Below are 23,621 nucleotides of genomic sequence, written 5' to 3'. Positions count from 1 at the left end.
CCGTGCAACCATAGCCCTGCCCGGCCGCGACCACACGGTTGTCGAGCCTACGACGAGATCCGCTGCGATGCCGCTCCGGACAGGTCGGCTAGACTGTGCTTCCGGCCACCGCCTCAGTACGGCAGGTAGCTGCAACACACCAGTGTTGCCTGTCGAACCGTAGGAGACACGACCATGCCGGCAATCGTCCTGATCGGCGCCCAGTGGGGCGACGAGGGGAAGGGCAAAGCAACCGATCTACTCGGCGGTCGGGTGAACTGGGTGGTCCGTTACCAAGGCGGCAACAACGCCGGCCACACCGTCGTGTTGCCCAACGGTGACAATTTCGCGTTGCACCTGATCCCCTCCGGCATCCTGACCCCCGGCGTGACGAACGTCATCGGCAACGGCGTCGTGGTGGATCCCGGCGTGCTGCTCGCCGAACTGGCGGGCCTGGAGGAGCGCGGCGTCGACACCACCGGACTGTTGCTCTCCGCCGACGCGCACCTGATCATGCCGTACCACGTGGCCATCGATAAGGTCACCGAGCGCTTCCTCGGCAACAAGAAGATCGGCACCACGGGCCGGGGCATCGGGCCGTGCTACCAGGACAAGGTCGCCCGCGTCGGCGTGCGCGTCGCGGACGTGCTGGACGAGAAGATCCTCACCCAGAAGGTCGAGGCGGCGCTGGAGTTCAAGAACCAGGTGCTGGTCAAGATCTACAACCGCCGCGCGCTGGACCCGCAGCAGGTGGTCGACGAGGTCCTCACCCAGGCCGACAGCTTCAAGCACCGGATCGCCGACACCCGGCTGAAGCTGAACCTGGCGCTGGAGCGCGGTGAGACGGTGCTGCTGGAGGGTTCGCAGGGCACGCTGCTGGACGTCGACCACGGCACCTACCCGTACGTCACGTCGTCGAACCCGACCTCGGGCGGCGCGGCGGTCGGCGCCGGCATCGGCCCCAACCGGATCAACACGGTGCTCGGCATCCTGAAGTGCTACACCACCCGGGTCGGCTCCGGCCCGTTCCCGACCGAGCTGTTCGACGAGTTCGGCGCCTACCTGGCCAAGACCGGCGGCGAGGTCGGCGTCACCACCGGTCGCGCCCGCCGCTGCGGCTGGTTCGACGCCGTGATCGCCCGCTACGCGACCCGGGTCAACGGCATCACCGACTACTTCCTCACCAAACTGGACGTTCTATCCAGTCTGGAGACGGTGCCGATCTGCGTGGCCTACGAGGTCGACGGCGAGCGGGTCGAGCAGATGCCGACCACGCAGACCGAATTCCATCACGCGAAGCCTATTTTCGAGCAAATGCCCGGTTGGTGGGAGGACATCTCCGGCGCGCGCACCTTCGAGGAGCTGCCCGCCAACGCCCAGGCGTACGTGTTGCGTTTGGAGGAGCTCTCCGGCGCCCGCATTTCCTGCATCGGCGTGGGTCCGGGGCGTGATCAGACCATCGTCCGGCACGACGTACTCGGCTAGAACCTGTTCGTATTCTGCGTGGGCCAGCGAAAATTCGGCAATATCACCGAAAATTGGCCACATCTATCGTGCTCGCTCGGCTTCGATCATGATCGGTGAAGAACTACAGTTAGAGCATGGCTCGGAACTGGCCGATGATCGAGCGCGAGAGCGAATTCGAGGCGATCCGTGCGGCGCTGACCGGTCCGGAGCACGTCGGCGTGGTGCTGACCGGCGACGCGGGGGTCGGTAAGACCACCCTGGCGCGTCATGCCACCTCCGCGATCGGCGGCAACGTCCGGTGGGTGGCTGGCACCGAGTCGGCGCGCAGTATTCCCCTGGGGGTGTTCGCGCACATGGTCGGCGTCTATACGGCGCACGATCCGGTCACCTTCATGTCGGCGGCGCGTGAGGCGTTGCTCGCCGACGGGGACACGGTGATCGGCGTGGACGACGCGCATCTGCTCGACCAGCTCTCCGCCACGTTGCTGCTGCAGCTGGCGATCGACAAAGCCGCGCACATCGTGGTGACCGTGCGCAGCGGAGTACCGGTGCCGGACGCGGTCACCTCACTGTGGAAAGACGGCCACCTGACCCGGATCGACCTGCGCCCGTTCACCCAGCGCCAGAGTGTGGAGCTGGTGGAATCCATGCTCGGCGGGCAGCTCGAGGGGTTCACCGCCAATCTGATGTGGGAGTCCTCCGCCGGAAACGCGCTGTTCCTGCGGCATTTGGTCGAGGGCGCGCTGGAGGCGGGCACGCTGCGCCAGGTCAACGGCGTGTGGCAGCTGCGCGGGCGCGCGGCGGTGACCTCGGAGCTGGCCGCGCTCCTGGAGGACCGTGTCGAGCAGCTGCCCGAGCCGGTACTGCGGGTACTGGAACTGCTGACCTTCTGTGAGCCGATCGATCTGGATGTCCTGGCCGAATTGGCGGGTGAGGACGCGGTGGAAGCCGCCGAAACGCGCGGTGTGATCCGGGTCGTGGAGAATTCCCGAGATCTGATCGTGCGATACAACCACCCGCTGTTCGGTGAGGTGATTCGGCGCAGGCTGGGCATCGCCTCGGCGCGGCGGCTGCGCGGCAGGTTGTATTCGTCGCTGAAGGAGCGCCGGATAAATTCGGCCGCCGACCGCATCCGGCTGGCCGAATTGGCGCTCGACAGCGACAAATCCGCGGACCTGGAATTGTTCGAGGCGGCCGCGGCCGACGCGATCGGATTGGCGAATCTGCCGCTGGGCGAGCGTTTCGCCCGCGCCGCCGTGGAACGGCGCGGCGGCGTGGAGGCCGCCGACCTGCTGGCGCGCGCGCTGCTGTGGCAGGGGCATCGGATCGAGGCCGAGCGCACCCTGGCCAGCTTCGACCCCGACCAGCTCGACGAGGTGCAGCTGGCGCGCTGGGGCAGCACCCGGGTGGCGAACTTGTTGTGGGCCATGGGCGACGCCGATCGCGCCGACGAGGTTTTGAAGCTGGTGCGCGGGAAGGTGCGGCATCCGAAGATAGCGGCCATCTTCACCGGTCTGGCGTCCGCGAGCCTGGTCAACGAGAACCGGGTCGACGACGCGATCGCCGAGGCGGAGGCGGTGATGTCCGCCGACGGCGCGCCGCCGTGGGCGGTGTGGTGGGCGGCGTTCGGCGGCAGCCTGGCGTCGGCGTTGCTGGGCAAGAGCGCGGCGGCCAGGCAGTACGCGGCGCGCGGGCACGAGGTGGAACGGCACATCGACGGGCTCAACCGCTTCATGTCCACGCACGCCGAGGTACTCGCCCTGACCTTCGCGGGCGATCTGGAGGCCGCCCGGCGCTGCGCCGGAGCGTTCGTCGGCTACTCATCGCCGGGCCAGTATCTGGCCTGGGGCATGTCGAAGATCCTGCAAGGCACCGTCGACGTGGCGCAGGGCCGGTTCCTGGACGGCATCGAGAATCTGGAACAGGCGCTGGCCGCGCTGGCCGCGGAGGGCGCGGCCGCCTGGATGTTCCCCGCCAGAATCCGTTTGGCGGAGGCGTATTCGGCACTCGGTCGCGCCGCCGACGCCGCCGAGTCGATCGGGCACGCCACCGCGCGGGGCGGCAGGCACAGCGCGGTGTACGAACCGCAGTTGGAAGTGGCGCGCGCCTGGCTGGCCGCCGCCGAAGGAACCGTGACTCCGGCCATCCGGATCGCGGTGGGCGCCGCCGACGCGGCCGCACGCTCCCATCAGCACGCGATCGAGGCCATGGCACTGCACACCGCGGCCCGCTTCGGCGACCACTCCGTCTCCGGACGACTGGTGGAGCTGGCCGAGCGGGTGGAAGGGCGGCTGGTGCAGGCGCAGGCGCGGCATGCGGTGGCGCTCGTCGCCCACGACGGACCCGCGCTGGACGCCGCCGCAGCCGAATTCGAGCGACTCGGGGTGCTGCTGTCGGCCGCCGACGCCGCGGCGCAGGCCGCGTCCGCACACGAGCGGAGCGGGGATCGGCGCCGCTTGCTGGAGTCCGCCGCCACGGCCAACCGGCTCGCCGCCGCTTGCGGCGGAGCGAGCACCCCGGCGCTGCGGCAGGCCGCCCAGCCCCTCCCGTTGACCGCGCGGGAACGCGAGATCGCGAATCTCGTCGCCGCCGGCCTGTCCAACCGGCAGATCGCCGACCGGCTCACGGTCTCGGTGCGCACCGTGGAGGGACACCTCTACCGGGCCTGCATCAAGATGGACGTCACCGATCGCGAGTCCCTCGGAGCGCTGATGCGCGGTGAGTCGGGGGCCGGGGGATGACCGCGCGTTCGGCCGCTCTGATCTGCGCGCTGGCAGCCGGAGTGGTCCTGGCCGCCGGGTGCTCGGACGGGCAGCCGCAACCGGTCACCAGTTCGGCGCGTCCCTCGGCGACCGTCTCGCCGAAGACCGAGACGCCCCAGGAGCGCAGCGCCCGGATCCGGCAGAAGCTGATCGAGCTGGGCTGCTCGACGAACGCCTGCATCCAGACCTACTTCGGCTGCGAGGACGGCTACATCACCGGGGATGCGTGCGAGTTCTTCCGCACGCATCCCATCGACTGAACCGTGTACTACCCGGCGGGCTGCTCGGCGCCGGTGAGGAACGAACCGGCGACCGGGGCGAGCAGCCCGATGTTCGGATTGTGGCTGAGCCGGGGAATCTCGCGGAAAGCAGCGTCGGGAAGTACCGCGGCGGCGGCGCGGGCTCCCTTCCTGAGTAGCGCGTCGGATTTGCCACCTGCGATGACCAGCGTGGGAACGCCGACTCCGGACCAGTCCTCGGGCCGCAGCGGCTCGCCGCGCATGAAGTCGCGCATCACGGCCCAGTCGTGGGCGGTGGAGGGAGCCGTGGCGCACAAGCCTTTCCAGAAGGGGGTGAATCGCATGACCGCGGTCATCACACGCGGCATCCCCATTGCTTCGGTCATATAGAACCGAACGGTGTCGCCGCGAGAATCCGCGGCGATCAGTTCGTGCAGCCGCGCTTCCAGGCCGGGCTCCGGCACGAACCCCTCCCGATCGACCACGAAAGGCGGCTCGAAGGCCACGATCTTCGTGATGCCCCGCACTCGGCCGGACTGGGCGGCTCGTAGCGCGAGCGCGGCGCCCGAGGACCAGCCGAACAACGCCGCCGTACCGCCCGCGGCCTCGAGCACAGCGGCGATGTCATCGATCTCGCGGTCGACGTCGTAGACGCCGGGCGAATCCGTGCTGTCACCGCGGCCACGCCGGTCGTAGTTGAGCACGGTCAACCGGTGCTGCTCGGCGAGTGCCGCGGCCAACTCGACCATTTTGGGGAACTTCCGGAAACCGAAGGCGCCGCCGATCAGGATCACGACTCCGTTGTCACCGCCGACGTGCCGATCGAACGCGATCACGGTGCCATCGGCCGATGTCACAGTCTCCATGGTCTGCTCACTTTCGTTCCGCATCGGCGGGTGCTGCCGATGTCTCCCTCGTAGGGACGAAGCGAACTGGACAGATTCATCGGACCATTGGCGGATCCGGGGCCACGACACCAGGACCCGAGGGCTCCACTCGGGCTGGTGGTTGCTCAGAACAAAGTGGGTTCGCCGAAGCCGGGGGTGCGCTCGATGGTCAGCAGGCGCTGCTTGGTGTCGATGCCGCCGGGGGCGGAGAAGCCGTGCAGGGCGTGGTCGGCGGCGAGCACGCGGTGGCACGGGATGATCAGCGGGATCGGGTTGCGGCCCAGAGCCTGTCCGACCGCCTGAGCGGCGCCGGGTGCGCCCGCCCGGTGCGCGACCTGCCCGTAGCTGAGGGTGTGGCCGGGGTCGATGGCGCGCGTGACGGTGTAGACGGCGCGGTGGAATTCCGGTATCCCGCTGGTGTCCACAGCGATCCAGCGCAGGTCGTCGAGTTCCCCCGCGAGATGGGCACGGATGCCCGCGATGGCCTCGGCGATGGCGCCGGTGGGTGGCTCCTCGGGCAGCTTCTCGCCCGCGCGGGCGCGCGTGATGCGCGCTCGGGTGGCCGCCGGGCTCGCTTCCGGGAGCTGGAATCGAATCACTCCCGCGCCGCTCCACGCGATCGCGCAGCAGCCGATCGCGGTGTCGAACAGCGTCGCCGCGACCGGGCCGGACAGCGCGGGATGGCCGGAGACCACGGGCTCCGTTGCCGGACCGGTGGCCTCGATCGCCGGGCGATCGGCAGCGAGGCTCGGGGCGTCACTCATGAGCCAAGTCTGCACCGTGGGACCGACATATTCGCAACGACCAGTCCAGTTTTGTCGAACTGGACTTAGGCTGCGGTAGTCGAGTCCGTGCCCGGGTCGCAGGTCACGCCGCTGGACGCGAACTGCCGCCGCACTGGTCTGGTGCGGGCGCGGCGGCATTCCGCGGCGCTCGGCCACGGATCGAAGTGAGCGACCGCGCGATGGTCCGGCGTGATTCCGCGCCGCTGGACGAATCCGGGTCCAGCGCGTCGCGGTGACCGTAGATCGCGACGAGATCGGAGTATCCGCGCTGGTGGTCGTAGTAGGAGAGAGGCTGGTCGGACATCGGCGTGCCCGGGTGGAAGCGTTCGAGACGGAAGGTGCGCTCGTCGCGTCTCGGCGCGAAGCGGTGGATCAGGTAGCCGAAGACGGCGACCAGGAGCAGGGTGGCGAGGGCGGTCATGTCCGCCAGCGTGCGCGTCACTGGCCTTGCCAAGAAATATCCAATCGGTCGATACTGGACCGTATGGCGACAAGAGTGATCGGCGCGGGCAGTCTTGCCCGCGATCTGGGCCATTGGCGGCACGCGCACGACGGTGATCCGGATTCGGCCGGTCGGCGCTCCGCCCGCCCGGCGTACCTGGCACTCGCCGAAGGCATCCGGTTGCTGATCCACGACGGTCGCGCACCGCTGGGCGTCGCCTTGCCCAGCGAGCGCGATCTCGCCGCCACCCTCGGGGTCAGCCGCACCACCATCACCTCCACCTACGCGCTGCTGCGCGAGCACGGTTACCTGATCAGCCGCCAAGGGTCGCGCAGCACGGTGGCGCTGCCCCGCGACGTGCAGCACGACGGCGTCAAACCGGCCAGGAGCATCCTGGCGATGATGGGCTCGCCGGAGCTGCCCACCATCGACATGACCTATGCCGCCATGGCCGCACCGCTGGAGATGCAGGACGCGTATTCGGCGGCCCTGGAGGGAATCCCCGCCTACCTCGGCACGCACGGCATGGACCCGGTCGGTGTGCTGGCGCTGCGTGAAGCGATCGCCCGCCGCTACACCGCGCGCGGGCTGCCCACCGAGCCCGAGCAGATCCTCGTCACCCTCGGCGCCCAGCACGGTCTGCGGCTGCTGTTGAACGTGCTCACGGCGCCCGCCGCTCGCGTGCTCATCGACCATCCGACCTATCCGAACGCCATCGAGGCGATCCGCGACGTCGGCGCCCGGCCGGTGCCGGTGCCGCTGCGTCCGGAGGACCCGGCGGGCGGTTGGGATCTGGACGGAATCCGCAGCGCCGCCCGGCAGACCGCGGCGAGCCTGGCCTACCTGGTGCCGGACTACAACAACCCGACCGGCCTGCTGCTCGACGCCGGCGGCCGAGCCGAACTGGCCGCCATCGCGCGGGAAACCAGGATGACCGTGGTGATCGACGAGTCCATGGCGGATCTCGGGCTCGACGCGGAGCGCACACCGCCGCCGGTCGCGGCCTTCGCCAAAGGTTCTGAGATCGTCACCATCGGCTCGGCCTCGAAATCGTTCTGGGGCGGTCTGCGCGTCGGCTGGATCCGGACCAATCAGGCGCTGATCACCAAGCTGCTCGGCATTCGCTCCACCGTCGACCTCGGCACCCCGGTCATGGACCAGCTGGCCACCGTGCACCTGCTCGAGCACGCCGAGACGATTCTCGACCGCCGCCGGGACCAGTTGCGTTCGCAGCGCGCCGCTCTGCTCGACACGCTCGCCGAAGAACTGCCGGACTGGCGCGTCACCGTCGGCGCGGGCGGCATGTCGGTGTGGGCGCAGCTGCCGACCTCGGTCTCCACGGCGCTGGCCGCCACGGCGCCCAACCACGGCGTATTGCTCGCGGCCGGGCCTCGATTCGGCGTGCAGGGCGCGTTCGAACGGTTCCTCCGGCTGCCGTTCACCCACCGGGAGCCCGAATTGCGTTTGGCGGTCAAGGCCATCGCGTCCGCCTATGCGGCGCTGACGCCCCGCGCCGCGGATCCTTTGACGCCGTTGACCTGCTACTGAGGCGATCTCACCGCCGCGCGGGGGCACTGTGCCGTTGGGGAGAGCCTCCGCCGGCGGCACTCCCCTCCGAGCGCCGCCGGGCACGAATGGCCGGTCACCCCTCGGGACTGGCCCACCTCGTGTTCGGGCGGCGTACGAAAGCTCGCACGGCACCGAGGCCTCCAACTAGAGCGGCGGTCAAGGAGCGGACCGGACGATGTCCGGGAATGTCCGCAATTGCCGAAAGCCGCCTGCTCGGAGACAGTATGGCAGGGCCGGTGCGGCACTGTCGAACCGGTTGGTCTGTTGCAACTTTCAATTATCGTGCGCGGCAAGGCATCGAGTGAGCGGCGGGGTGCGGTGGCGGCTGCGCCACGGCACCCCACAGGTGCTCAGTCGGCCCAGACCGACTCGATCGCGCTCGCGGTGGTGGGCGGCGGGGTCGGAATCCCGTTCGGAGTCCGGGAGAATCGCGGGGTGGGGGCGTGCTGGGTGATGTCGTCCAGCTTCAGCAAGGAGCCGCGAGCCGCGATGTGCTCGTTGCGCGTCGCCTCGTCGAACGTGAGCACCGGAGAGACGCACGCGTCGGTGCCGACGAAGATCTCGGCCCATTCGTCCCGGGTCTTGGTCCGGAACCGCTCGGCGAACAGCTTTTTCAAAGTTTCCTGCCCGGCGGGGTCGAGCTGGAAGGGCAGGCCGTCGGCGTCGATCTCCAGTCCGGCGAGCAGTTGCGCGTAGAACTGCGGTTCGATCGCACCGACCGCCATGTATTTGCCGTCGGAGGTTTCGTAGGTGTCGTAGAACGCCATGCCGGTGTCGAGCAGGTTCACGCCGCGCTCGTCGGACCACGCGCCGACGCCGCGCATGCCCCAGATCATGTGCGAAAGGGCAAGCGCGCCATCGACCATGGCCGCGTCGATCACCTGGCCTTTGCCGGACTGCTGCCGCTCGACCAGCGCGGCGAGGATGCCGAACACCAGGAACATCGAGCCGCCGCCGAAATCGCCCACCATGTTCAGCGGCGGAACCGGGCGTTCGCCCTTGCGGCCGATGGCGTGCAGCACGCCGGTGATGGAGATGTAGTTGATGTCGTGACCGGCGCGGTCGGCCAGCGGGCCCTCCTGGCCCCAGCCGGTCATCCGTCCGTAGACCAGGCGCGGGTTGCGGGCGAGCGCGTCGTCCGGGCCGAGACCCATGCGCTCGGTGACGCCGGGGCGGAAGCCCTCGATCAGCACGTCCGCCTTCTCGATCAGGCCCAGCACCTTCTCGATGTCGGCGGGGTCCTTGAGGTTGGCCTCGACGATGGTCCGGCCGCGCAGTTGGGGACGGTCGAAACCGCCCGGCAACTGGCCGGCGCGCTGCACCCGCACCACGTCGGCGCCCAGATCGGCGAGCAGCAGCGCGGCGTGCGGACCGGGGCCGATGCCGGCCAACTCGATGACCTTGATGCCCGCGAGCGGGCCCTGCTCGGCGGTGGATGGAGTACTCACGCCCTACCTCGGTTCGTCGTTGATCCAGCGCACCGGTGGCCGGTGCGTCCTCCCGGACGGGACCGGGAGGGATGTATTGACAGTATGACAATAACGCCGCGCCGCTACAGCTCGCCCTGGCCGGTGCCCGGCTCTAGGCTGCACGTGTGGAAGCGCTGTCTGATCAGGGGTGGTACAACCTTCTCGCCGGCCTCGCGATTCTGGTCGGGCTGGTCGGGATCGTGGTGCCGATCCTGCCCGGTGTCATCCTGATCTTCGCGGCCATCGCCGTCTGGGCTTTCCTGACCGGAGGTGCCACGGCCTGGACGGTTTTCGCGATCAGCGCACTGCTGCTGGTGATTTCCGGCGTCGTCAAATACACCTGGCCCGGCCGCAGGTTGAAGGACGCGGGGGTGTCGAACAGGTCGCTGTTCCTCGGCGCGGTGCTCGGCGTCGTCGGCTTCTTCGTGATCCCGGTGGTCGGCCTGTTCCTGGGTTTCGTTCTCGGCGTGTACCTTTCGGAACTCCAGCGGCTGCGCGCCAACCGGCAGGCGTGGCAGGCGACGATGCACGCGTTGAAGGGCGTCGGGCTGTCCATGCTGATCGAACTCTTCGGCGCGCTGCTGGCCACCGGCGTCTGGCTCGCCGGTGTCTTCGCGGTCTGACTGCTACCGCTCGATGGCGGGGAACGGAATCGTGTCACCCGCCTGGCTTTCCGGCAATTCGTCGCGGCGCAGCCGCAGCGTCGGCGGTTCCGGGCGATACAGCGGCAGGGTGGGGGCCGGATCGTCGCGGACGACGCGTTCGCGGGCGGGCAGCCGGTAGAACGCGCGCGCGTTGTCCTCCAGCACCGCATGCATGTCGGTGCCCACCACGTCACAGAGCAGATCGACGTCCGAGTCCCGGAACGGGCGTCCGGCGCGGGTGCCGGGCAGATCGGTGCCGAACATGAGAGCTTCGGGGTTCACCGCGTGGATGCGGCGCAGCGTGTCGGCGACGTTCATCGCGACCCGGCCGAAACCGGTCGCCTTGACCTTGGCTCCGCGGTCGACGAGGTCGAGCAGGAACGGCAACCCTTCCTCGGACATGCCCAGGTGGTCGACCGACAGCGCGGGCAGCTTGGAGATGACCGGTTGCAGCGACGCCAGCATCGTGCCGTCGATGTAGACCTCGACGTGCCAGCCCGCCAGGTCGTACGCGCGCAGCGCCTGCAACGTCATCCCGGTGATGTCGGTGGCCGCCCGTTTGAGGTTGAACCGCAGCGCGCGGACGCCGATGCGGTCGAGTTCGAGGATCTCCTCGTCGGTGGCGTCCAGGTCGAGCCGGGTGACGCCGACCCAGCCCTCGCCGAGTTCGGCGAGCGCGGCCTTCAAGTAGCTCTGGTCCGTTCCCTGGAACGACCCGCTGACCACCGCGCCGCCGGCGACGTCGTACCGCGACATGCGCTTGCGGTAATCGGCGATGGTGAACGGGTCGGGCAGGTAGCCCTCGTTCTCGGCCAGCGGAAACCGCGGGTCGAAGATGTGCAGGTGGGCATCGAACACTTGTACAGAATGCCTCAGGGTCGAATTTTCCGCTGCCACACCGAGGGTGTGGCGATGGCAGCGGAATCTGGCGCTGCGGTGTGATCAGACCTTGTGCGGTTCGCTCGCGCGCAGCATGTCCTCGCGCTCGACGACCTTGACGCGCTCGCGTCCTTCGGGTTCGCCGAGGGAGCGCTCGTGCGCGTCGAGGCGGTACCAGCCGGCCCAGGTGGTGAACGGGATGCCCTTGCTTTCCAGGAACTCCGTGACGGCCTCGGGTTCGGGACGTTCGGCCGGGGTGAAGCCCGGAGCGTCGTCCAGCAGGCAGGCGATGGTCTCGTTGGCGTCGCCCTTGGTGTGGCCGATCAGGCCGACCGGGCCGCGCTTGATCCAGCCGGTGACGTAGGTGGCGGGCAGGTAACGGGCGGCGCCGTCGGCGTTCTCGTCGGCGATCACGCGGCCCGCCTCGTTGGGCACGGTGCCCGCCTGGTCGTCGAACGGCAGGTTGGTCAGGTTCTGCGACAGGTAACCGACGGCGCGGTACACCGCCTGCACGTCCCAGTCCTTGAACACGCCGGTGCCCTTGACGTTGCCGGTGCCGTCGAGCTGGGTGCGCTCGGTGCGCAGGCCGACGACCTTGCCGTTCTCGCCGAGCACCTCGGCGGGGGACTCGAAGAAGTGCAGGAACAGCTTGTGCGGCCGGTCGCCGACGTCGCGGATGGCCCACTGCTCGAGCGTGTTGGCGACCATGTCGACCTGCTTGGAATGGCGCCGCGCGGCTTCGGAGCCCTCGTCGTAGTCGATGTCCTCGGGATCGACGATGACCTCGATGGTGGGCGAGTGGTCGAGTTCACGCAGTTCCAGGGGAGTGAACTTGGCCTGCGCGGGTCCGCGGCGGCCGAAGACGTGGACCTCGACGGCCTTGTTGGCCTTCAGGCCCTTGTAGACGTTCGGCGGGATCTCCGTGGGCAGCAGTTCGTCGCCGGTCTTCGCCAGCACGCGCGCGACGTCGAGGGCGACGTTGCCGACGCCGAGCACGGCGACCTTCTCCGCGTCCAGCGGCCAGGTGCGGGGGACGTCGGGGTGGCCGTCGTACCAGGAGACGAAGTCGGCGGCGCCGAAGGAGCCCTCCAGATCGATGCCGGGGATGGGCAGGGCGCGGTCGGCGTTGGCGCCGGTGGAGAAGATCACCGCGTCGTAGAACGCCCGCAGGTCGTCGAGGGTGATGTCGGTGCCGTAGTCGATGTTGCCGAGCAGGCGGACCTGCGGCTTGTCCAGCACCTTGTGCAAGGCGGTGATGATGCCCTTGATGCGCGGATGGTCGGGCGCGACGCCGTAGCGGATCAGCCCGAACGGGGCGGGCATGCGCTCGAACAGGTCGATGCTCACATCGGCGTCCGACTTCATCAACGCGTCGGCGGCGTAGATCCCGGCCGGTCCGGCGCCCACGATCGCGATGCGGAGCGGGCGGGCTGCACTCTGTTCGGTCATCTCTTTACGCGCACCTTTATGGTCGAAACAATTAAGGACGTCAGGCTTAGCTTAGGCTAAGTTGACGCACCGGCTCTCTCGCACCCGTCCGGTGCGGACGTCGGCGATGCCGGCTCGTAGCTGCACGGTGCTCCGTTCGCCGCGGCGAAGAGCTGCCGATTCGCTATGACAGCAGGCCGCCGTCCCGCGATTCTATCGGGATGGTCTATGCCGTCCCGCGTCGGTGCGTGAACTCGGCGGATGCCATCGAAAGCCACAATCGTGGCTTACCCGCTCGGGTGCGACCTATCGCGGCCGACCAGATTCGCCTGCTCCCGCCGTCGCGGTCGCAGCCAGGGGCCGAGCGCTGGATACCGGCGCCGACCAGGGATCATCGAGTCATGACCGAACAGCAGCCGGAGGACGAGATCGTCCGCGTCGATCAGACCGACAAGCGCTCGGTGGTCCCGTTCGTGGCGGCCGCCGTGGTGGCGGCCATCGTGCTGATCGCGATCGTGCTCGGCGGTGTGCTGTCGCCCGCTGAGAAAAATGTCACAGAGTCCGACCGCATCGCGGCGGCCGTGCGCAACTTCGTCGACGGCGCCAACCGCAGCGACGCCGTGCCGCCGCCCGGCACCGCGTGCCGGGATTTCGACGCGAGCCGCTCGCCGCTGGCGGGCCAGGACGGCACCGGAAAGCCGGTCGAGATCACGAAAATCGACAACCCCATGGTGGACGGCGACCGCGGGAAGGCGACCGTGACCACGACGGTGGGCGGCCGGGAGGCGACGTCGACCTGGAATCTCACCAGGTCGGGCGACAAGTGGCTGGTCTGCACCTGAGCGCTCGCACGGTACCGGCCACCGTTTGACAGGGTGACCCGGGTCGGTGCAATCTCAGTCGAAGGTCATGAGAACCAGTGTCAAGCCCCGGCATTGCTGGTCGGCAACCCTCCTCCGCGGTGGGGTGCTCCGGGTGACGACCTGGCGGCGCCCCGGTCCCGGGCGCGGCAAGTGCGGATTCGCAGGAGGTGCACATGAGTTATGCCGGTGACATCACTCCGCAGCAGGCGTGGGAGCTGCTGCGCGACAATCCCGAAGCCGTCCTGGTGGACGTGCGGACGGAAGCGGAATGGAAGTTCGTCGGCGTCCCCGACACGAGCTCGATCGACCGGCCGACCGTGCTGATCGAATGGGTCGATTCCACCGGTGCGCGCAACGAGGCGTTCGTCGAGCAGTTGAAGCAGGCGCTCGATGGTCACGACCCCGACGCTCCCGTCGTCTTCCTCTGTCGCTCCGGTCAGCGTTCCGTGGGCGCGGCGATCACCGCCACCTCGGCGGGTTACCGCACCTCCTACAACGTGCTCGAGGGCTTCGAGGGTCCGCTGGACGAATTCGGGCATCGGGGCGGCGCGGGCTGGCGTGCGCTCGGACTGCCCTGGCGGCAGTCGTGATCACCGGCGGCGCGTTCGACAAGCCGCTGCCCGACGGCGTCGGTCCCGCGACGCTCGGCGTGCGCGGCGGGCTGCGGCGCTCCGGTTTCGAGGAGACCGCCGAGGCGCTCTATCTGACCTCCGGCTTCGTCTACGAGAGCGCCGAGGCCGCCGAGGCCGCGTTCACCGGCGAGGTCGAACACTTCGTCTACTCCCGCTACGGCAACCCGACGGTGGCCATGTTCGAGGAGCGGATGCGCCTGCTCGACGGCGCCGAGGCGTGCTTCGCGGCCGCCAGCGGCATGTCCGCGGTGTTCACCGCGCTGGGCGCGTTGCTGGGCGCGGGCGACCGGCTCGTCGCCGCGCGCAGCCTGTTCGGTTCGTGCTTCGTGGTGTGCAACGAGATCCTGCCGCGCTGGGGCGTGGAGACCGTCTTCGTCGACGGCGAGGACCTCGACCAGTGGGAGCGGGCGCTGTCGGTGCCCACCCAGGCGGTGTTCTTCGAGACGCCCGCCAACCCGATGCAAACCTTGGTCGACGTGCGCCGGGTGACCGAGCTGGCGCACGCGGCGGGCGCGAAAGTCGTGCTGGACAACGTGTTCGCCACTCCGCTGCTGCAACGCGGCTTCGAGCTCGGCGCCGACGTGGTGGTCTACTCGGGCACCAAGCACATCGATGGCCAGGGCCGGGTGCTCGGCGGCGCGATCCTCGGCGCCGCGGACTACATCGACGGCCCGGTGAAAACGCTCATGCGCCACACCGGCCCGGCGCTGAGCCCGTTCAACGCGTGGACGCTGCTCAAGGGCCTGGAGACGATGCCGCTGCGGGTCCGCCATTCGACCGAGTCCGCCTTGCGCATCGCCCGCTTCCTGGAGAGCAACCCGGCCGTGAGCTGGGTGCGCTACCCGTTCCTGGAATCACATCCGCAGCACGCGCTGGCCACCGGCCAGATGAGCGGAGGCGGCACCGTGGTCACCTTCGAATTGAACGCGCCCGAAGACCAGGCGAAGAAGCGCGCTTTCGAGGTGCTCAACCGGCTGCGCATCGTCGACATCTCCAACAACCTCGGCGACGCCAAGTCCCTGATCACGCATCCCGCCACCACGACACACCGCGCCATGGGCCCCGAAGGCCGGGCCACCATCGGCCTGACCGACGGCGTCGTGCGCATCTCGGTGGGCCTCGAAGACGTCGAAGACCTGCTCGACGACCTCGACCACGCCCTTTCCTGACCGGAACGTCGCACGATCGGTCAGCGGACCGGCAGGGTGACGCCGGGCGACGACGGGGCGCCGTGCAGGACCACGTGGCTGGCCGCCTCGTCTTTCTTGTCGTTCTTCTTGCCGTTCTTGTTCTTGTTGCCCGGCAGGTCGAAGGCCAGCCGGATCGTGCCGACGCGGCCGGGAGCGATTCGCGCGAAATCGTCGCCGGACGGATTAAGTTCGGCGGTGCCCGCCGCGTCGGGCGGAACGGAGCGGCCGCCGGTGGTGACCAACCGTTGATCCGAGATGACCAGGGTTTGTTCCTGGTCGGACACGTTGGTGACGGTCAGCGTCACGGTGGTGCGGGAACCGTCCGCGGTCGCCGCGCCGGTCACCGTGAAAGCGAAATTTCCGTCGCGCACGGCGGGCCCCGGATCGGCGGGTTGCCCGCCGGTCGAGGGCAGCGACGGGTCGGGCGGTGTGGCGGCTTCGGGCGTCGTCGGACCGGCGACAGGTGCGGACCCGATGTCGATGCCGCCGCCCAGCAGCCACAGCGCCCCTGCGGCGGCGAGCACCGCCCCGGCGGCGAGGGGTATCCATCGGCTCTTCCGCCGACGATCGCGCGGCCCCGGCGCGGGTGACCAGTCCCCGGGCGTCGGCTGTGCCGAGGTGTCGGCGGGCATGATCCGGGTGGCCGGTCGGCCGGTCGCTGTCGTGGAGCGCACGGCAGGCGAACTCGGAGGCGCGGGCGCGGACCGGTTCAGGGCTGCCGACGCCGCCGCGGCGAAATCACCCGCGCTGCCGTAGCGTGCGTCCGGCTCTTTCGCCATTCCCCGGGCGATGACGTCGTCGAGCGCGGCCGGGACACCGCCGACGGCCCGCGAGGCGCGCGGTGGTTCGCTCATCAGGTGTGCGCGCATCTGCTGCGCGGGGTCGCCCGCACCATAGGGCGGTTGTCCGGTGAGGGTTTCGTACAGGACGCAGGCCAGTGAGTAGACATCGGAACGCGCATCGGCCGTGCCGGTGAATCGCTCCGGCGCCATGTACCCCAGCGTGCCCACCACCAGTCCGGTCGCGGTGAGCGCGGTGCCGTCGGCGGCGCGGGCGATGCCGAAGTCGATCAGGTACACGAAACCACTGGTGTGCAGGAGTATGTTGCCCGGCTTCACATCGCGGTGCACGAGTCCGGCCGCATGTGCGGCATCCAGCGCCTCGGCGGCCTGGGCGATGACGTCGACGGCCCGGTTCGGTGGAAGGGGGCCGGATTTCAATCGGGTGCCGAGGTCGATGCCCTCGATGTAGGCCATCTCCAAGTACAGATGACCGTCCACCTCGCCGAACGCGTGAATGGGCACGATGTGCGGGTTGCGCGCCCGGGTACCCGCGCGCGCTTCCCGCTCGAACCGCTGCCGGTAGAGCGAATCGGCGGTGAACGCCGCCGACAGCACCTTGAGGGCGACGGCACGGCCGTCGTGGTCGTGTGCCAACCACACCTCACCCATGCCGCCACGACCCAGCAAGCGTTCCAGGGAATAGTTCCCGAACGCGCCACCGGCGCTCTGCGCGGACATGTCTCGACCGTATCGCCTGGGTCGCGTCGAGAGTGTGGGCGGGCGGTCGTCGCTCACCGGAGCTCGGCGGTGCCGCCGGGTGCCGGGCGAAGACGGCAGTGTTCGTCGTCAGGCATCGGCGGCGCGTTCGATGTCGGCGAGATGGGCGATGTTGGCCTGGTCATCGGGGGACGAACTCGGGTCGGTGGTGAACCAGGCGTCGAGGATCTCCCGGAGTTCGGCGCTGGAGGTGGAGCGCAGGCTCAGGGCGAGGACGTTCGCGTCGTTCCAGGTGCGGGCACCCGCCGCGGTCGAGGCGTCGGCGCAGAGTGCGGCGCGGACGCCGGCGACTTTGTTGGCCGCGATCGAGGCGCCCGTGCCGGTCCAGCAGCAGACGACGGCTTGGTCGGCGTGGCCGGAAGCGACGTCGCGGGCCGCCGCCTCGCTGGCCCACGCCCAGTCGTCGCGCTCCTCGTCGGACAGCGCCCCGTGCGGCACGATCTCGTGCCCGCGCTTGCCGAGTTCGTCGACCAGTTCCGCGGCTACCCCCACCCGCTCGTCCGCCGCCACCGAAATCCGCATGCCCTCAGCGTAGTTGCCGGTCCGTCGTATCGGTTCGCCTTCGGCCATGGCTATTGACAGTATGCTGTCAAATATGACAGCATACTGTCATGGCAATGAAGACAGTGCACATGGCCGTTTACGACACGCTCGCCGACTGGGAGGTGGGCGCGGCCACCGCGCACATCAACAAGCCAAGCTGGCATCGAGAGCCGGGAACGTGGCGGGTCCGGACGGTCGGCCCGACCGCGGAGCCGATCACCACGATGGGTGGGCTGCGCATCGTGCCGGACGTCGCGCTCGCCGACCTCACGCCCGCGGACAGCGCGATGCTGATCCTGCCGGGCGCGCAGACCTGGGAAGGGCCGGAGCTGGATCCGTTCGCGCGCAAGGCGTGCGAATTCGTCGGCGCGGGCGTTCCGGTCGCCGCGATCTGCGGCGCGACGTTCGGGCTGGCCAAGGCGGGTCTGCTCGACACCCGCAAGCACACCAGCAACGTCGCGGAATTCCTCGTCTACAGCGGATATTCGGGCGCGGACCACTACGTCGAGGCGCCCGCGGTCACCGACGGTGACGTGATCACCGCAAGCGCGAGCGCGCCGTTCGAATTCGCGCGCGAGGTGCTCGGCAGGCTGGGCGTGTACGAGCCGCACGTGCTGGACGGCTGGTATCGATTGTTCGCACACGCCGATCCGGCCGGCTGGGCGGTGCTCGCGGAGTACGACGCGCAGCACGCGTGAGCGATAATCGCCGGTGATCCGGCCGGATCACCGGCAGCGGGAGGCGACGCATGACCCCTGAACAGGAACTGTTCGCCGCGGCGGCGATCACCTCGTTCCGTTTGAACGGCCAATTCCTCGCGGTGGCCGAGGATCTGGCGCGCCCGGCGGGCCTGACCGCCGCGTGGTGGCAGGTGCTGGGTGCGGTGACGCGCGCGCCGCTGCCCGTCGCGGGCATCGCCCGCGAAATGGGCATCACCCGGCAGAGTGTCCAGCGCATCGCGGATCTGCTGGTGGACAAGGGACTCGCCGAATACCGTCCGAATCCCGCGCACCGGCGCGCGAAACTCGTCGCCATCACCGACGCGGGCTTGGCCGCGGTGGGCCGCATCAATCCGCAACACAAGGTGACGGCCGAACGGCTCGTGGACGAGCTCGGCCGGGAGCAGCTCGCGCGCGCGGTCGAGGCGCTCACCGCGCTGTCCTCCGCGATCGAGGCGATCACCGCGGACGGTACCTAGCCGCGGCAACCGGCGAATCGCGTGCGACGGCAGCGCACATCGCCGTTTCGTGTGGCATCGCGGGCCGGGGCACGGAAGGCCGTTCGAGCCCGGCTCGCCGTCCGCTCGACAAGGGTTGCCGCGGATGGCGTCTGTCCGGCGGCGCTGGGCGACTTCCGAGACCCCGCTGGTCGGTGTAGTGGGTATCCAGGCGGCAAGTCGGCGGATCTCGTCGCACGCGGTGGTGGGCGGCGTGCGATGCTCTCGCCGGTAGCCGTGTCGGCCGGGCGACCCGCTCAGTCGGTGAACGGGGACTTGGTCTTTCCGATCAGGTCGGCGACGGAGTCCACCACCATCGTGGGGCGGTAGGGGAAGGCCTCGAACGACGCGCGGGTGGAGATACCCGAGGTGACCAAGATGGTGCGCATGCCCGCCTCCAAGCCCGAGATCACATCGGTGTCCATCCGGTCGCCGATCATCACCGTCGACTGGGAATGCGCGCCGATGCGACGCAGTGCGGAGCGCATCATCAGCGGATTGGGCTTGCCGACGTAGTACGGGTCGCGTCCGGTGGCGCGGGTGATCAGTGCGGCCACCGACCCGGTGGCGGGCAGCGAACCCTCGCGGGACGGCCCGGTCGGGTCGGGGTTGGTCGCGATGAAACGAGCGCCCCGCTCGACCAGCCGGATCGCGGTGGTGATCGCTTCGAAGGAGTATGTGCGGGTCTCGCCGAGGACGACGTAGTCCGGATCGCTGTCGGTCAGCACGTAGCCGATCTCGTGCAGCGCGGTGGTGAGCCCGGATTCGCCCACCACGTAGGCGGTGCCGTTGGGGCGCTGTTCGTTCAGGAAGGTGGCGGTGGCCAGGGCCGAGGTCCAGATCGCCTCTTCCGGGATGTCGAGCCCGGTGTGCCGCAATCGTGCCTGCAGATCCCGCGGAGTGCGGATCGAGTTGTTCGTCAGCACCAGGAACGGCGTTTCGTTGGCGCGCAGTTCGGCGAGGAACTTGTCGGCGCCCGGGATGAGATGGTCCTCGTGCACCAGCACGCCGTCCATATCGGTCAAGTAGGACAGGATCGGCTCATCGTCTGCGGTCACGCGGGCCATTATCCGCTATCGCTCCGCCACGGAAACGGCGCCGACCGGCTGCGGCATTCTTCGGAGAAACATTTCGCCCCCGGCGCGGCGTTCTCCGCTGGGTAGATCATCCGCGCCATGCCGTCGGCGCGGAAGCGGCAGCGTTGACTACTGTCGAGGACGGATCGCGATGGCGGCGAAACAAAACGCGAGGAGCGTGGCAGATGAGCGGACTCAAGCTCGGATACAAGGCATCGGCGGAACAGTTCGGCCCCCGTGAACTCGTCGAGATCGCGGTGCTGGCCGAAGAACACGGCTTGGACAGCGCCACGGTGAGCGACCATTTCCAGCCCTGGCGGCACAAGGGCGGGCACGCGCCCTTCTCGCTGGCCTGGATGGCCGCGGTGGGCGAGCGCACCCAGCGCATCCAGCTCGGCACTTCGGTGCTCACCCCGACGTTCCGCTACAACCCTGCGGTGATCGCGCAGGCGTTCGCCACCATGGGCTGCCTGTACCCGGATCGCGTCATGCTCGGCGTCGGGACCGGTGAGGCGCTCAACGAGATCGCCACCGGATACACCGGCGAGTGGCCGGAATTCAAGGAGCGTTTCGCGCGCCTGCGGGAGGCGGTCGACCTGATGCGCGCCCTGTGGACCGGCGACCGCGTCGACTACGACGGCGAGTACTACAAGACCGTCGGCGCCTCCATCTACGACGTGCCCAAGGGCGGCATCCCGATCTACATCGCCGCGGGCGGCCCGCTGGTCGCGCGATACGCCGGACGCGCGGGCGACGGCTTCATCTGCACCTCGGGCAAGGGCATGGACCTCTACACCGAGAAGTTGATGCCGGCCGTCGCCGAGGGCGCGGCGAAAGCGGGGCGCAGCGTCGACACCATCGACCGGATGATCGAGATCAAGCTGTCCTACGACACCGATCCGGAGCTGGCCAGGGAGAACACCCGGTTCTGGGCGCCGCTCTCGCTCACCGCGGAGCAGAAGCACAGCATCACCGACCCGATCGAGATGGAGGCCGCCGCCGACGCGCTGCCCATCGAGCAGATCGCCAAGCGCTGGATCGTCGCAGGCGACCCCGACCAGGCGGTCGAACAGATCAAGCCCTACCTCGACGCCGGCCTCAACCACCTCGTCTTCCACGCCCCCGGGCACGACCAGCGCCGCTTCCTCGACCTCTTCCAGCGCGACCTGGCCCCCCGCCTGCGCGCCCTCGCCTGACCGCCACGAGTGGCACACCCCGCCAGGGGCCTTCTCGGCCGATGCCGCAATGGTGTGCCGCTCGTGCGGCTATGCCCGGCGGAGGGCGAAGATGCGGAGATCGCGGGTGGTGCGGGTGCGGTAGGCGGCGTAGGCGCCGGTGATGTCGACGAAGCGTTGGAAGACGGCGTCTTTGTCGGAGTCCTGGACCGGGGTTGCCGTCACCTGGATGCGTTCGCCCGCGATGGCCACCGTCGCGGTGGGGTTCGCCAAGAGGTTGGCGGTCCAGGCAGGGTGGTGCGCCTGGCCGAAATTGCTGCCGATCACGTAGAGGGTGTCACCGTCGTGCACGTACAGCAGCGGCTGCGTGCGCGGTCGGCCGGACTTGCGGCCGACGGTGGTGAGCAGGATGACCGGCGCGCCGATCGGGCCGAGCACGGTGTACTTGGCGTCGGTGCGCTCCAGCACCGCGCGGTCCAGTGGGGTGAGGGCGCGCACGAGCCGGGAGCCGGGCTTGGTCGCGGCGAATCTGCTGGCCGCGCGGGCGAAGAGATTGGTGCGCGAACCCCACTGCCGATCCGGAAAATGCTCAGCCATGTCCGGACTATAGCGGCGTGGGGGACCGGGGTGACGACCGTCGCGCGGAGCGGCTCGGTTGCCGCTGGTTCACTAAGCTCTCGGACATGGCCGACAACGCTCCATCCGCCGTGTACATCGCCTCTCCCGAGGGCGACACCGGTAAGTCGACGGTGGCTCTCGGGGTATTGCAGATGCTGTGCGCGACGACCGCGCGGGTCGGGGTGTTCCGGCCGATCACGCGTTCGACCACCGAGCCCGACTACATCCTCGAACTGTTGCTCGAGCACAGCACGGCCGATATCGACTACGCGCAGGCGATCGGCACCACCTACGAGCAAGTGCACGCCGACCCGGACGCGGCCATCAGCGAGATCGTCCTGCGCTTCCACGAGGTCGCCAAGCTGTGTGACGCGGTGGTCGTGGTCGGCAGCGACTACACCGACGTGGCCAGCCCCAGCGAACTGCGCTTCAACGCCAGGATCGCGGTCAACTTGGGCGCACCGGTGTTGCTGGTGGTCCGCGGCGCGGGACGCACCCCGGACGAGGTCGAGCAGCTGGCCGAACTGTGCGCGGCCGAGCTGGCTTACGAGCACGCGCAGCTGGTCGCCATCGTCGCCAATCGGTGCGACCCGCAGCGGCTGGACGAGGTCGCGGCGGCGCTGGCCCGCTTCGCGGTCCCCTCCTGGACGCTGCCCGAGGTGCCGTTGCTGATCGCGCCCACCATGGCCGAGCTGTGCGCCGCCATCGGCGGCGAAATGTACAGCGGCGACCCGGAACTGCTGCACCGCGAGGCGTTGCGGATCATGGTCGGCGGCATGACGGCCGAGCACATCCTGGAACGGCTGGTGGAGGGCGTCGTGGTGATCGCGCCGGGTGATCGCTCGGACGTGCTGCTCAGCGTCGTCAACGCGCATGAGGCGGAAGGCTTTCCGTCGCTGTCGGGCATCATCATGAACGGCGGCCTGCTGCCGCACCCCGCGGTGGCGCGGCTGATGACCGGCCTGAAGCCGAAGCTGCCGATCCTCACCACCGAGCTCGGCACCTACGACACCGCGGGCGCCGCTTACCGCACCCGCGGCCGCATGTCCGCGGGCAACCCGCGCAAGGTGGACACCGCGCTGGCGTTGATGGAAGAACACGTTGACGCCGTCGAGTTGTTGCGGCGCATCGACGTTCCGCCCAGCCCGGTGGTCACGCCGCAGATGTTCGAATATCAGCTCATCGAACGCGCGCGAGCCGATCGCAAGCGGATCGTGCTGCCCGAGGGCGACGACGACCGCATCCTGCGCGCGGCGGGACGGGTGCTGCAACGCAAGATCGCCGACCTGGTCATCCTGGGCGACGAGACGACGGTGCGCGCCAGGGCCGCCGAACTCGGGGTGGACATCTCCGCCGCGCAGGTGCTCGACCCACGCACCTCCGGCTACCTGGACGAGTTCGCCGCCGAGTACGCCGAACTGCGCAAGCACAAGGGCATGACGCTGGAGCGGGCCCGCGAGACCGTCGCGGACATCTCGTATTTCGGCACCATGATGGTGTACAAGGGGATCGCCGACGGCATGGTCTCCGGCGCGGCGCACACCACGGCGCACACCATCCGGCCGTCGCTGGAGATCATCAAGACGGTCGAAGGCGTGTCCACGGTCTCCAGCGTGTTCCTGATGTGCTTGGCCGACCGGGTGCTCGCGTACGGCGACTGCGCGGTCGTACCGGATCCGACGGCGCAGCAGCTGGCCGATATCGCGATCTCCTCCGCGGCGACCGCCGACCGCTTCGGCATCGAACCCCGCGTGGCGATGCTGTCGTATTCGACCGGCGATTCGGGCAGCGGGGCCGACGTGGACAAGGTGCGGGTGGCGACCAAGCTGACGCGGGAACGCGCGCCGGAATTGCCGGTGGAGGGGCCGATCCAATACGACGCCGCGATCGAACCGACCGTCGCCGATGCCAAGCTGCCCGATTCCGACGTAGCGGGCCGCGCGACGGTGTTCGTGTTTCCCGATCTCAATACCGGCAACAACACCTACAAGGCGGTGCAGCGCAGCGCGGGGGCGATCGCGATCGGCCCGGTGCTGCAGGGGCTGCGCAAGCCGGTCAACGATCTGTCGCGGGGCGCGCTGGTGGCCGACATCGTCAACACCGTGGCGATCACCGCCATCCAGGCACAGGAGAGCTGATGCGCGCGCACACCGCTGCGGCGCGGTCGCGGCGCGGAACAATCGCGTCGTGATCGTGGTT

The 23,621-nt window shown here is 69.2% G+C and carries 22 protein-coding genes and 1 riboswitch; of the genes, 12 read left to right on the top strand and 10 right to left on the bottom strand.

Annotation, left to right across the window (positions count from 1 at the left end; genetic code table 11):
• Positions 1–174 precede the first annotated feature (174 nt).
• The 3 genes from GVY64_RS31465 (at position 175) to GVY64_RS31455 (ending at position 4,468) form a co-directional block, all read left to right on the top strand.
• On the top strand, positions 175–1,464 hold the full coding sequence (locus GVY64_RS31465) for an adenylosuccinate synthase (protein WP_159849425.1): 1,290 nt from the start codon (positions 175–177) through the stop codon (positions 1,462–1,464).
• A 116-nt stretch (positions 1,465–1,580) separates the two neighbouring features.
• The gene (locus tag GVY64_RS31460; protein ID WP_159849423.1) at positions 1,581–4,187 is read left to right on the top strand and encodes a helix-turn-helix transcriptional regulator; all 2,607 of its coding nucleotides are present in this window, start codon (positions 1,581–1,583) and stop codon (positions 4,185–4,187) included.
• Complete coding sequence (locus GVY64_RS31455; RefSeq protein ID WP_159849421.1) at positions 4,184–4,468, top strand: hypothetical protein; 285 nt, start codon at positions 4,184–4,186, stop codon at positions 4,466–4,468. The genes GVY64_RS31460 and GVY64_RS31455 overlap by 4 nt, the downstream gene beginning before the upstream one ends.
• Positions 4,469–4,476: 8 nt before the next feature.
• On the opposite strand, the gene GVY64_RS31450 is transcribed toward GVY64_RS31455, so the two are convergent.
• The 3 genes from GVY64_RS31450 to GVY64_RS31440 all read right to left on the bottom strand — a co-directional run bounded on the left by GVY64_RS31450 (position 4,477) and on the right by GVY64_RS31440 (position 6,540).
• Positions 4,477–5,313, bottom strand: a complete 837-nt coding sequence (locus GVY64_RS31450; protein ID WP_159849419.1) for an alpha/beta fold hydrolase — start codon at positions 5,311–5,313, stop codon at positions 4,477–4,479.
• Between the two features lie 146 nt (positions 5,314–5,459).
• Positions 5,460–6,098 (bottom strand): methylated-DNA--[protein]-cysteine S-methyltransferase, encoded by a 639-nt coding sequence (locus GVY64_RS31445; RefSeq protein WP_159849417.1) that lies wholly within the window; start codon positions 6,096–6,098, stop codon positions 5,460–5,462.
• Between the two features lie 103 nt (positions 6,099–6,201).
• A complete protein-coding gene (locus GVY64_RS31440) occupies positions 6,202–6,540 on the bottom strand; it encodes a hypothetical protein (protein ID WP_159849415.1) in 339 nt (112 codons plus the stop codon).
• Positions 6,541–6,603: 63 nt separating this feature from the next.
• On the opposite strand from GVY64_RS31440, the gene yczR reads away from it, so the two are divergent.
• A complete protein-coding gene (yczR, locus tag GVY64_RS31435; RefSeq protein WP_159849413.1) occupies positions 6,604–8,109 on the top strand; it encodes a MocR-like transcription factor YczR in 1,506 nt (501 codons plus the stop codon).
• A gap of 371 nt (positions 8,110–8,480) precedes the next feature.
• Here the strand turns inward: yczR and GVY64_RS31430 are convergent, their stop codons facing one another.
• The gene (locus GVY64_RS31430; protein WP_159849411.1) at positions 8,481–9,578 is read right to left on the bottom strand and encodes a CaiB/BaiF CoA transferase family protein; all 1,098 of its coding nucleotides are present in this window, start codon (positions 9,576–9,578) and stop codon (positions 8,481–8,483) included.
• Between the two features lie 146 nt (positions 9,579–9,724).
• On the opposite strand from GVY64_RS31430, the gene GVY64_RS31425 reads away from it, so the two are divergent.
• Positions 9,725–10,222: a DUF456 domain-containing protein gene (locus GVY64_RS31425; RefSeq protein WP_236567402.1), complete on the top strand. Its 498-nt coding sequence runs from the start codon at positions 9,725–9,727 to the stop codon at positions 10,220–10,222.
• A gap of 3 nt (positions 10,223–10,225) precedes the next feature.
• On the opposite strand, the gene GVY64_RS31420 is transcribed toward GVY64_RS31425, so the two are convergent.
• On the bottom strand, positions 10,226–11,101 hold the full coding sequence (locus tag GVY64_RS31420; protein ID WP_159849409.1) for an amidohydrolase family protein: 876 nt from the start codon (positions 11,099–11,101) through the stop codon (positions 10,226–10,228).
• 84 nt (positions 11,102–11,185) lie between these two features.
• Positions 11,186–12,571 carry an FAD-dependent oxidoreductase gene (locus GVY64_RS31415; RefSeq protein ID WP_159849407.1) on the bottom strand — a complete coding sequence of 462 codons (1,386 nt, stop codon included), beginning with the start codon at positions 12,569–12,571 and terminating at the stop codon, positions 11,186–11,188.
• A gap of 380 nt (positions 12,572–12,951) precedes the next feature.
• Between GVY64_RS31415 and GVY64_RS31410 the strand changes: the two genes are divergently transcribed.
• From GVY64_RS31410 to GVY64_RS31400, 3 genes are all read left to right on the top strand, one after another.
• A complete protein-coding gene (locus GVY64_RS31410; RefSeq protein WP_159849405.1) occupies positions 12,952–13,392 on the top strand; it encodes an Rv0361 family membrane protein in 441 nt (146 codons plus the stop codon).
• A gap of 63 nt (positions 13,393–13,455) precedes the next feature.
• Positions 13,456–13,572, top strand: a riboswitch (SAM riboswitch).
• A gap of 14 nt (positions 13,573–13,586) precedes the next feature.
• On the top strand, positions 13,587–14,003 hold the full coding sequence (locus tag GVY64_RS31405; RefSeq protein WP_159849403.1) for a rhodanese-like domain-containing protein: 417 nt from the start codon (positions 13,587–13,589) through the stop codon (positions 14,001–14,003).
• On the top strand, positions 14,000–15,214 hold the full coding sequence (locus tag GVY64_RS31400) for an O-succinylhomoserine sulfhydrylase (RefSeq protein WP_159849401.1): 1,215 nt from the start codon (positions 14,000–14,002) through the stop codon (positions 15,212–15,214). Before GVY64_RS31405 ends, GVY64_RS31400 begins: the two co-directional genes overlap by 4 nt.
• Positions 15,215–15,234: 20 nt before the next feature.
• On the opposite strand, the gene GVY64_RS31395 is transcribed toward GVY64_RS31400, so the two are convergent.
• The gene (locus GVY64_RS31395) at positions 15,235–16,755 is read right to left on the bottom strand and encodes a serine/threonine-protein kinase (RefSeq protein ID WP_159849400.1); all 1,521 of its coding nucleotides are present in this window, start codon (positions 16,753–16,755) and stop codon (positions 15,235–15,237) included.
• Positions 16,756–16,863: 108 nt separating this feature from the next.
• Positions 16,864–17,316, bottom strand: coding sequence for an RpiB/LacA/LacB family sugar-phosphate isomerase (locus GVY64_RS31390; protein WP_159849398.1), 453 nt, complete (start codon positions 17,314–17,316; stop codon positions 16,864–16,866).
• A 95-nt stretch (positions 17,317–17,411) separates the two neighbouring features.
• On the opposite strand from GVY64_RS31390, the gene GVY64_RS31385 reads away from it, so the two are divergent.
• Positions 17,412–18,035: a type 1 glutamine amidotransferase family protein gene (locus GVY64_RS31385; protein WP_159849476.1), complete on the top strand. Its 624-nt coding sequence runs from the start codon at positions 17,412–17,414 to the stop codon at positions 18,033–18,035.
• A 50-nt stretch (positions 18,036–18,085) separates the two neighbouring features.
• Positions 18,086–18,535 (top strand): MarR family winged helix-turn-helix transcriptional regulator, encoded by a 450-nt coding sequence (locus GVY64_RS31380; protein WP_159849396.1) that lies wholly within the window; start codon positions 18,086–18,088, stop codon positions 18,533–18,535.
• A gap of 275 nt (positions 18,536–18,810) precedes the next feature.
• Here the strand turns inward: GVY64_RS31380 and GVY64_RS31375 are convergent, their stop codons facing one another.
• Complete coding sequence (locus tag GVY64_RS31375) at positions 18,811–19,569, bottom strand: HAD-IIA family hydrolase (protein WP_442939656.1); 759 nt, start codon at positions 19,567–19,569, stop codon at positions 18,811–18,813.
• 245 nt (positions 19,570–19,814) lie between these two features.
• Here GVY64_RS31375 and fgd point away from each other — a divergent pair, with 245 nt between their 5' ends.
• Positions 19,815–20,825 (top strand): glucose-6-phosphate dehydrogenase (coenzyme-F420), encoded by a 1,011-nt coding sequence (gene fgd / locus GVY64_RS31370; RefSeq protein WP_159849393.1) that lies wholly within the window; start codon positions 19,815–19,817, stop codon positions 20,823–20,825.
• 69 nt (positions 20,826–20,894) lie between these two features.
• Here fgd and GVY64_RS31365 read toward each other — a convergent pair whose 3' ends face one another.
• Positions 20,895–21,401 (bottom strand): nitroreductase family deazaflavin-dependent oxidoreductase, encoded by a 507-nt coding sequence (locus GVY64_RS31365; protein WP_159849391.1) that lies wholly within the window; start codon positions 21,399–21,401, stop codon positions 20,895–20,897.
• An 86-nt stretch (positions 21,402–21,487) separates the two neighbouring features.
• On the opposite strand from GVY64_RS31365, the gene pta reads away from it, so the two are divergent.
• Complete coding sequence (pta, locus tag GVY64_RS31360) at positions 21,488–23,560, top strand: phosphate acetyltransferase (protein ID WP_159849389.1); 2,073 nt, start codon at positions 21,488–21,490, stop codon at positions 23,558–23,560.
• Positions 23,561–23,621 lie beyond the last annotated feature (61 nt).

Origin of the sequence: Nocardia sp. CY41, assembly GCF_009829325.1 — a bacterium.
Lineage (GTDB): Bacteria > Actinomycetota > Actinomycetes > Mycobacteriales > Mycobacteriaceae > Nocardia.
This window is presented reverse-complemented; position numbering and strand designations above follow the sequence as displayed.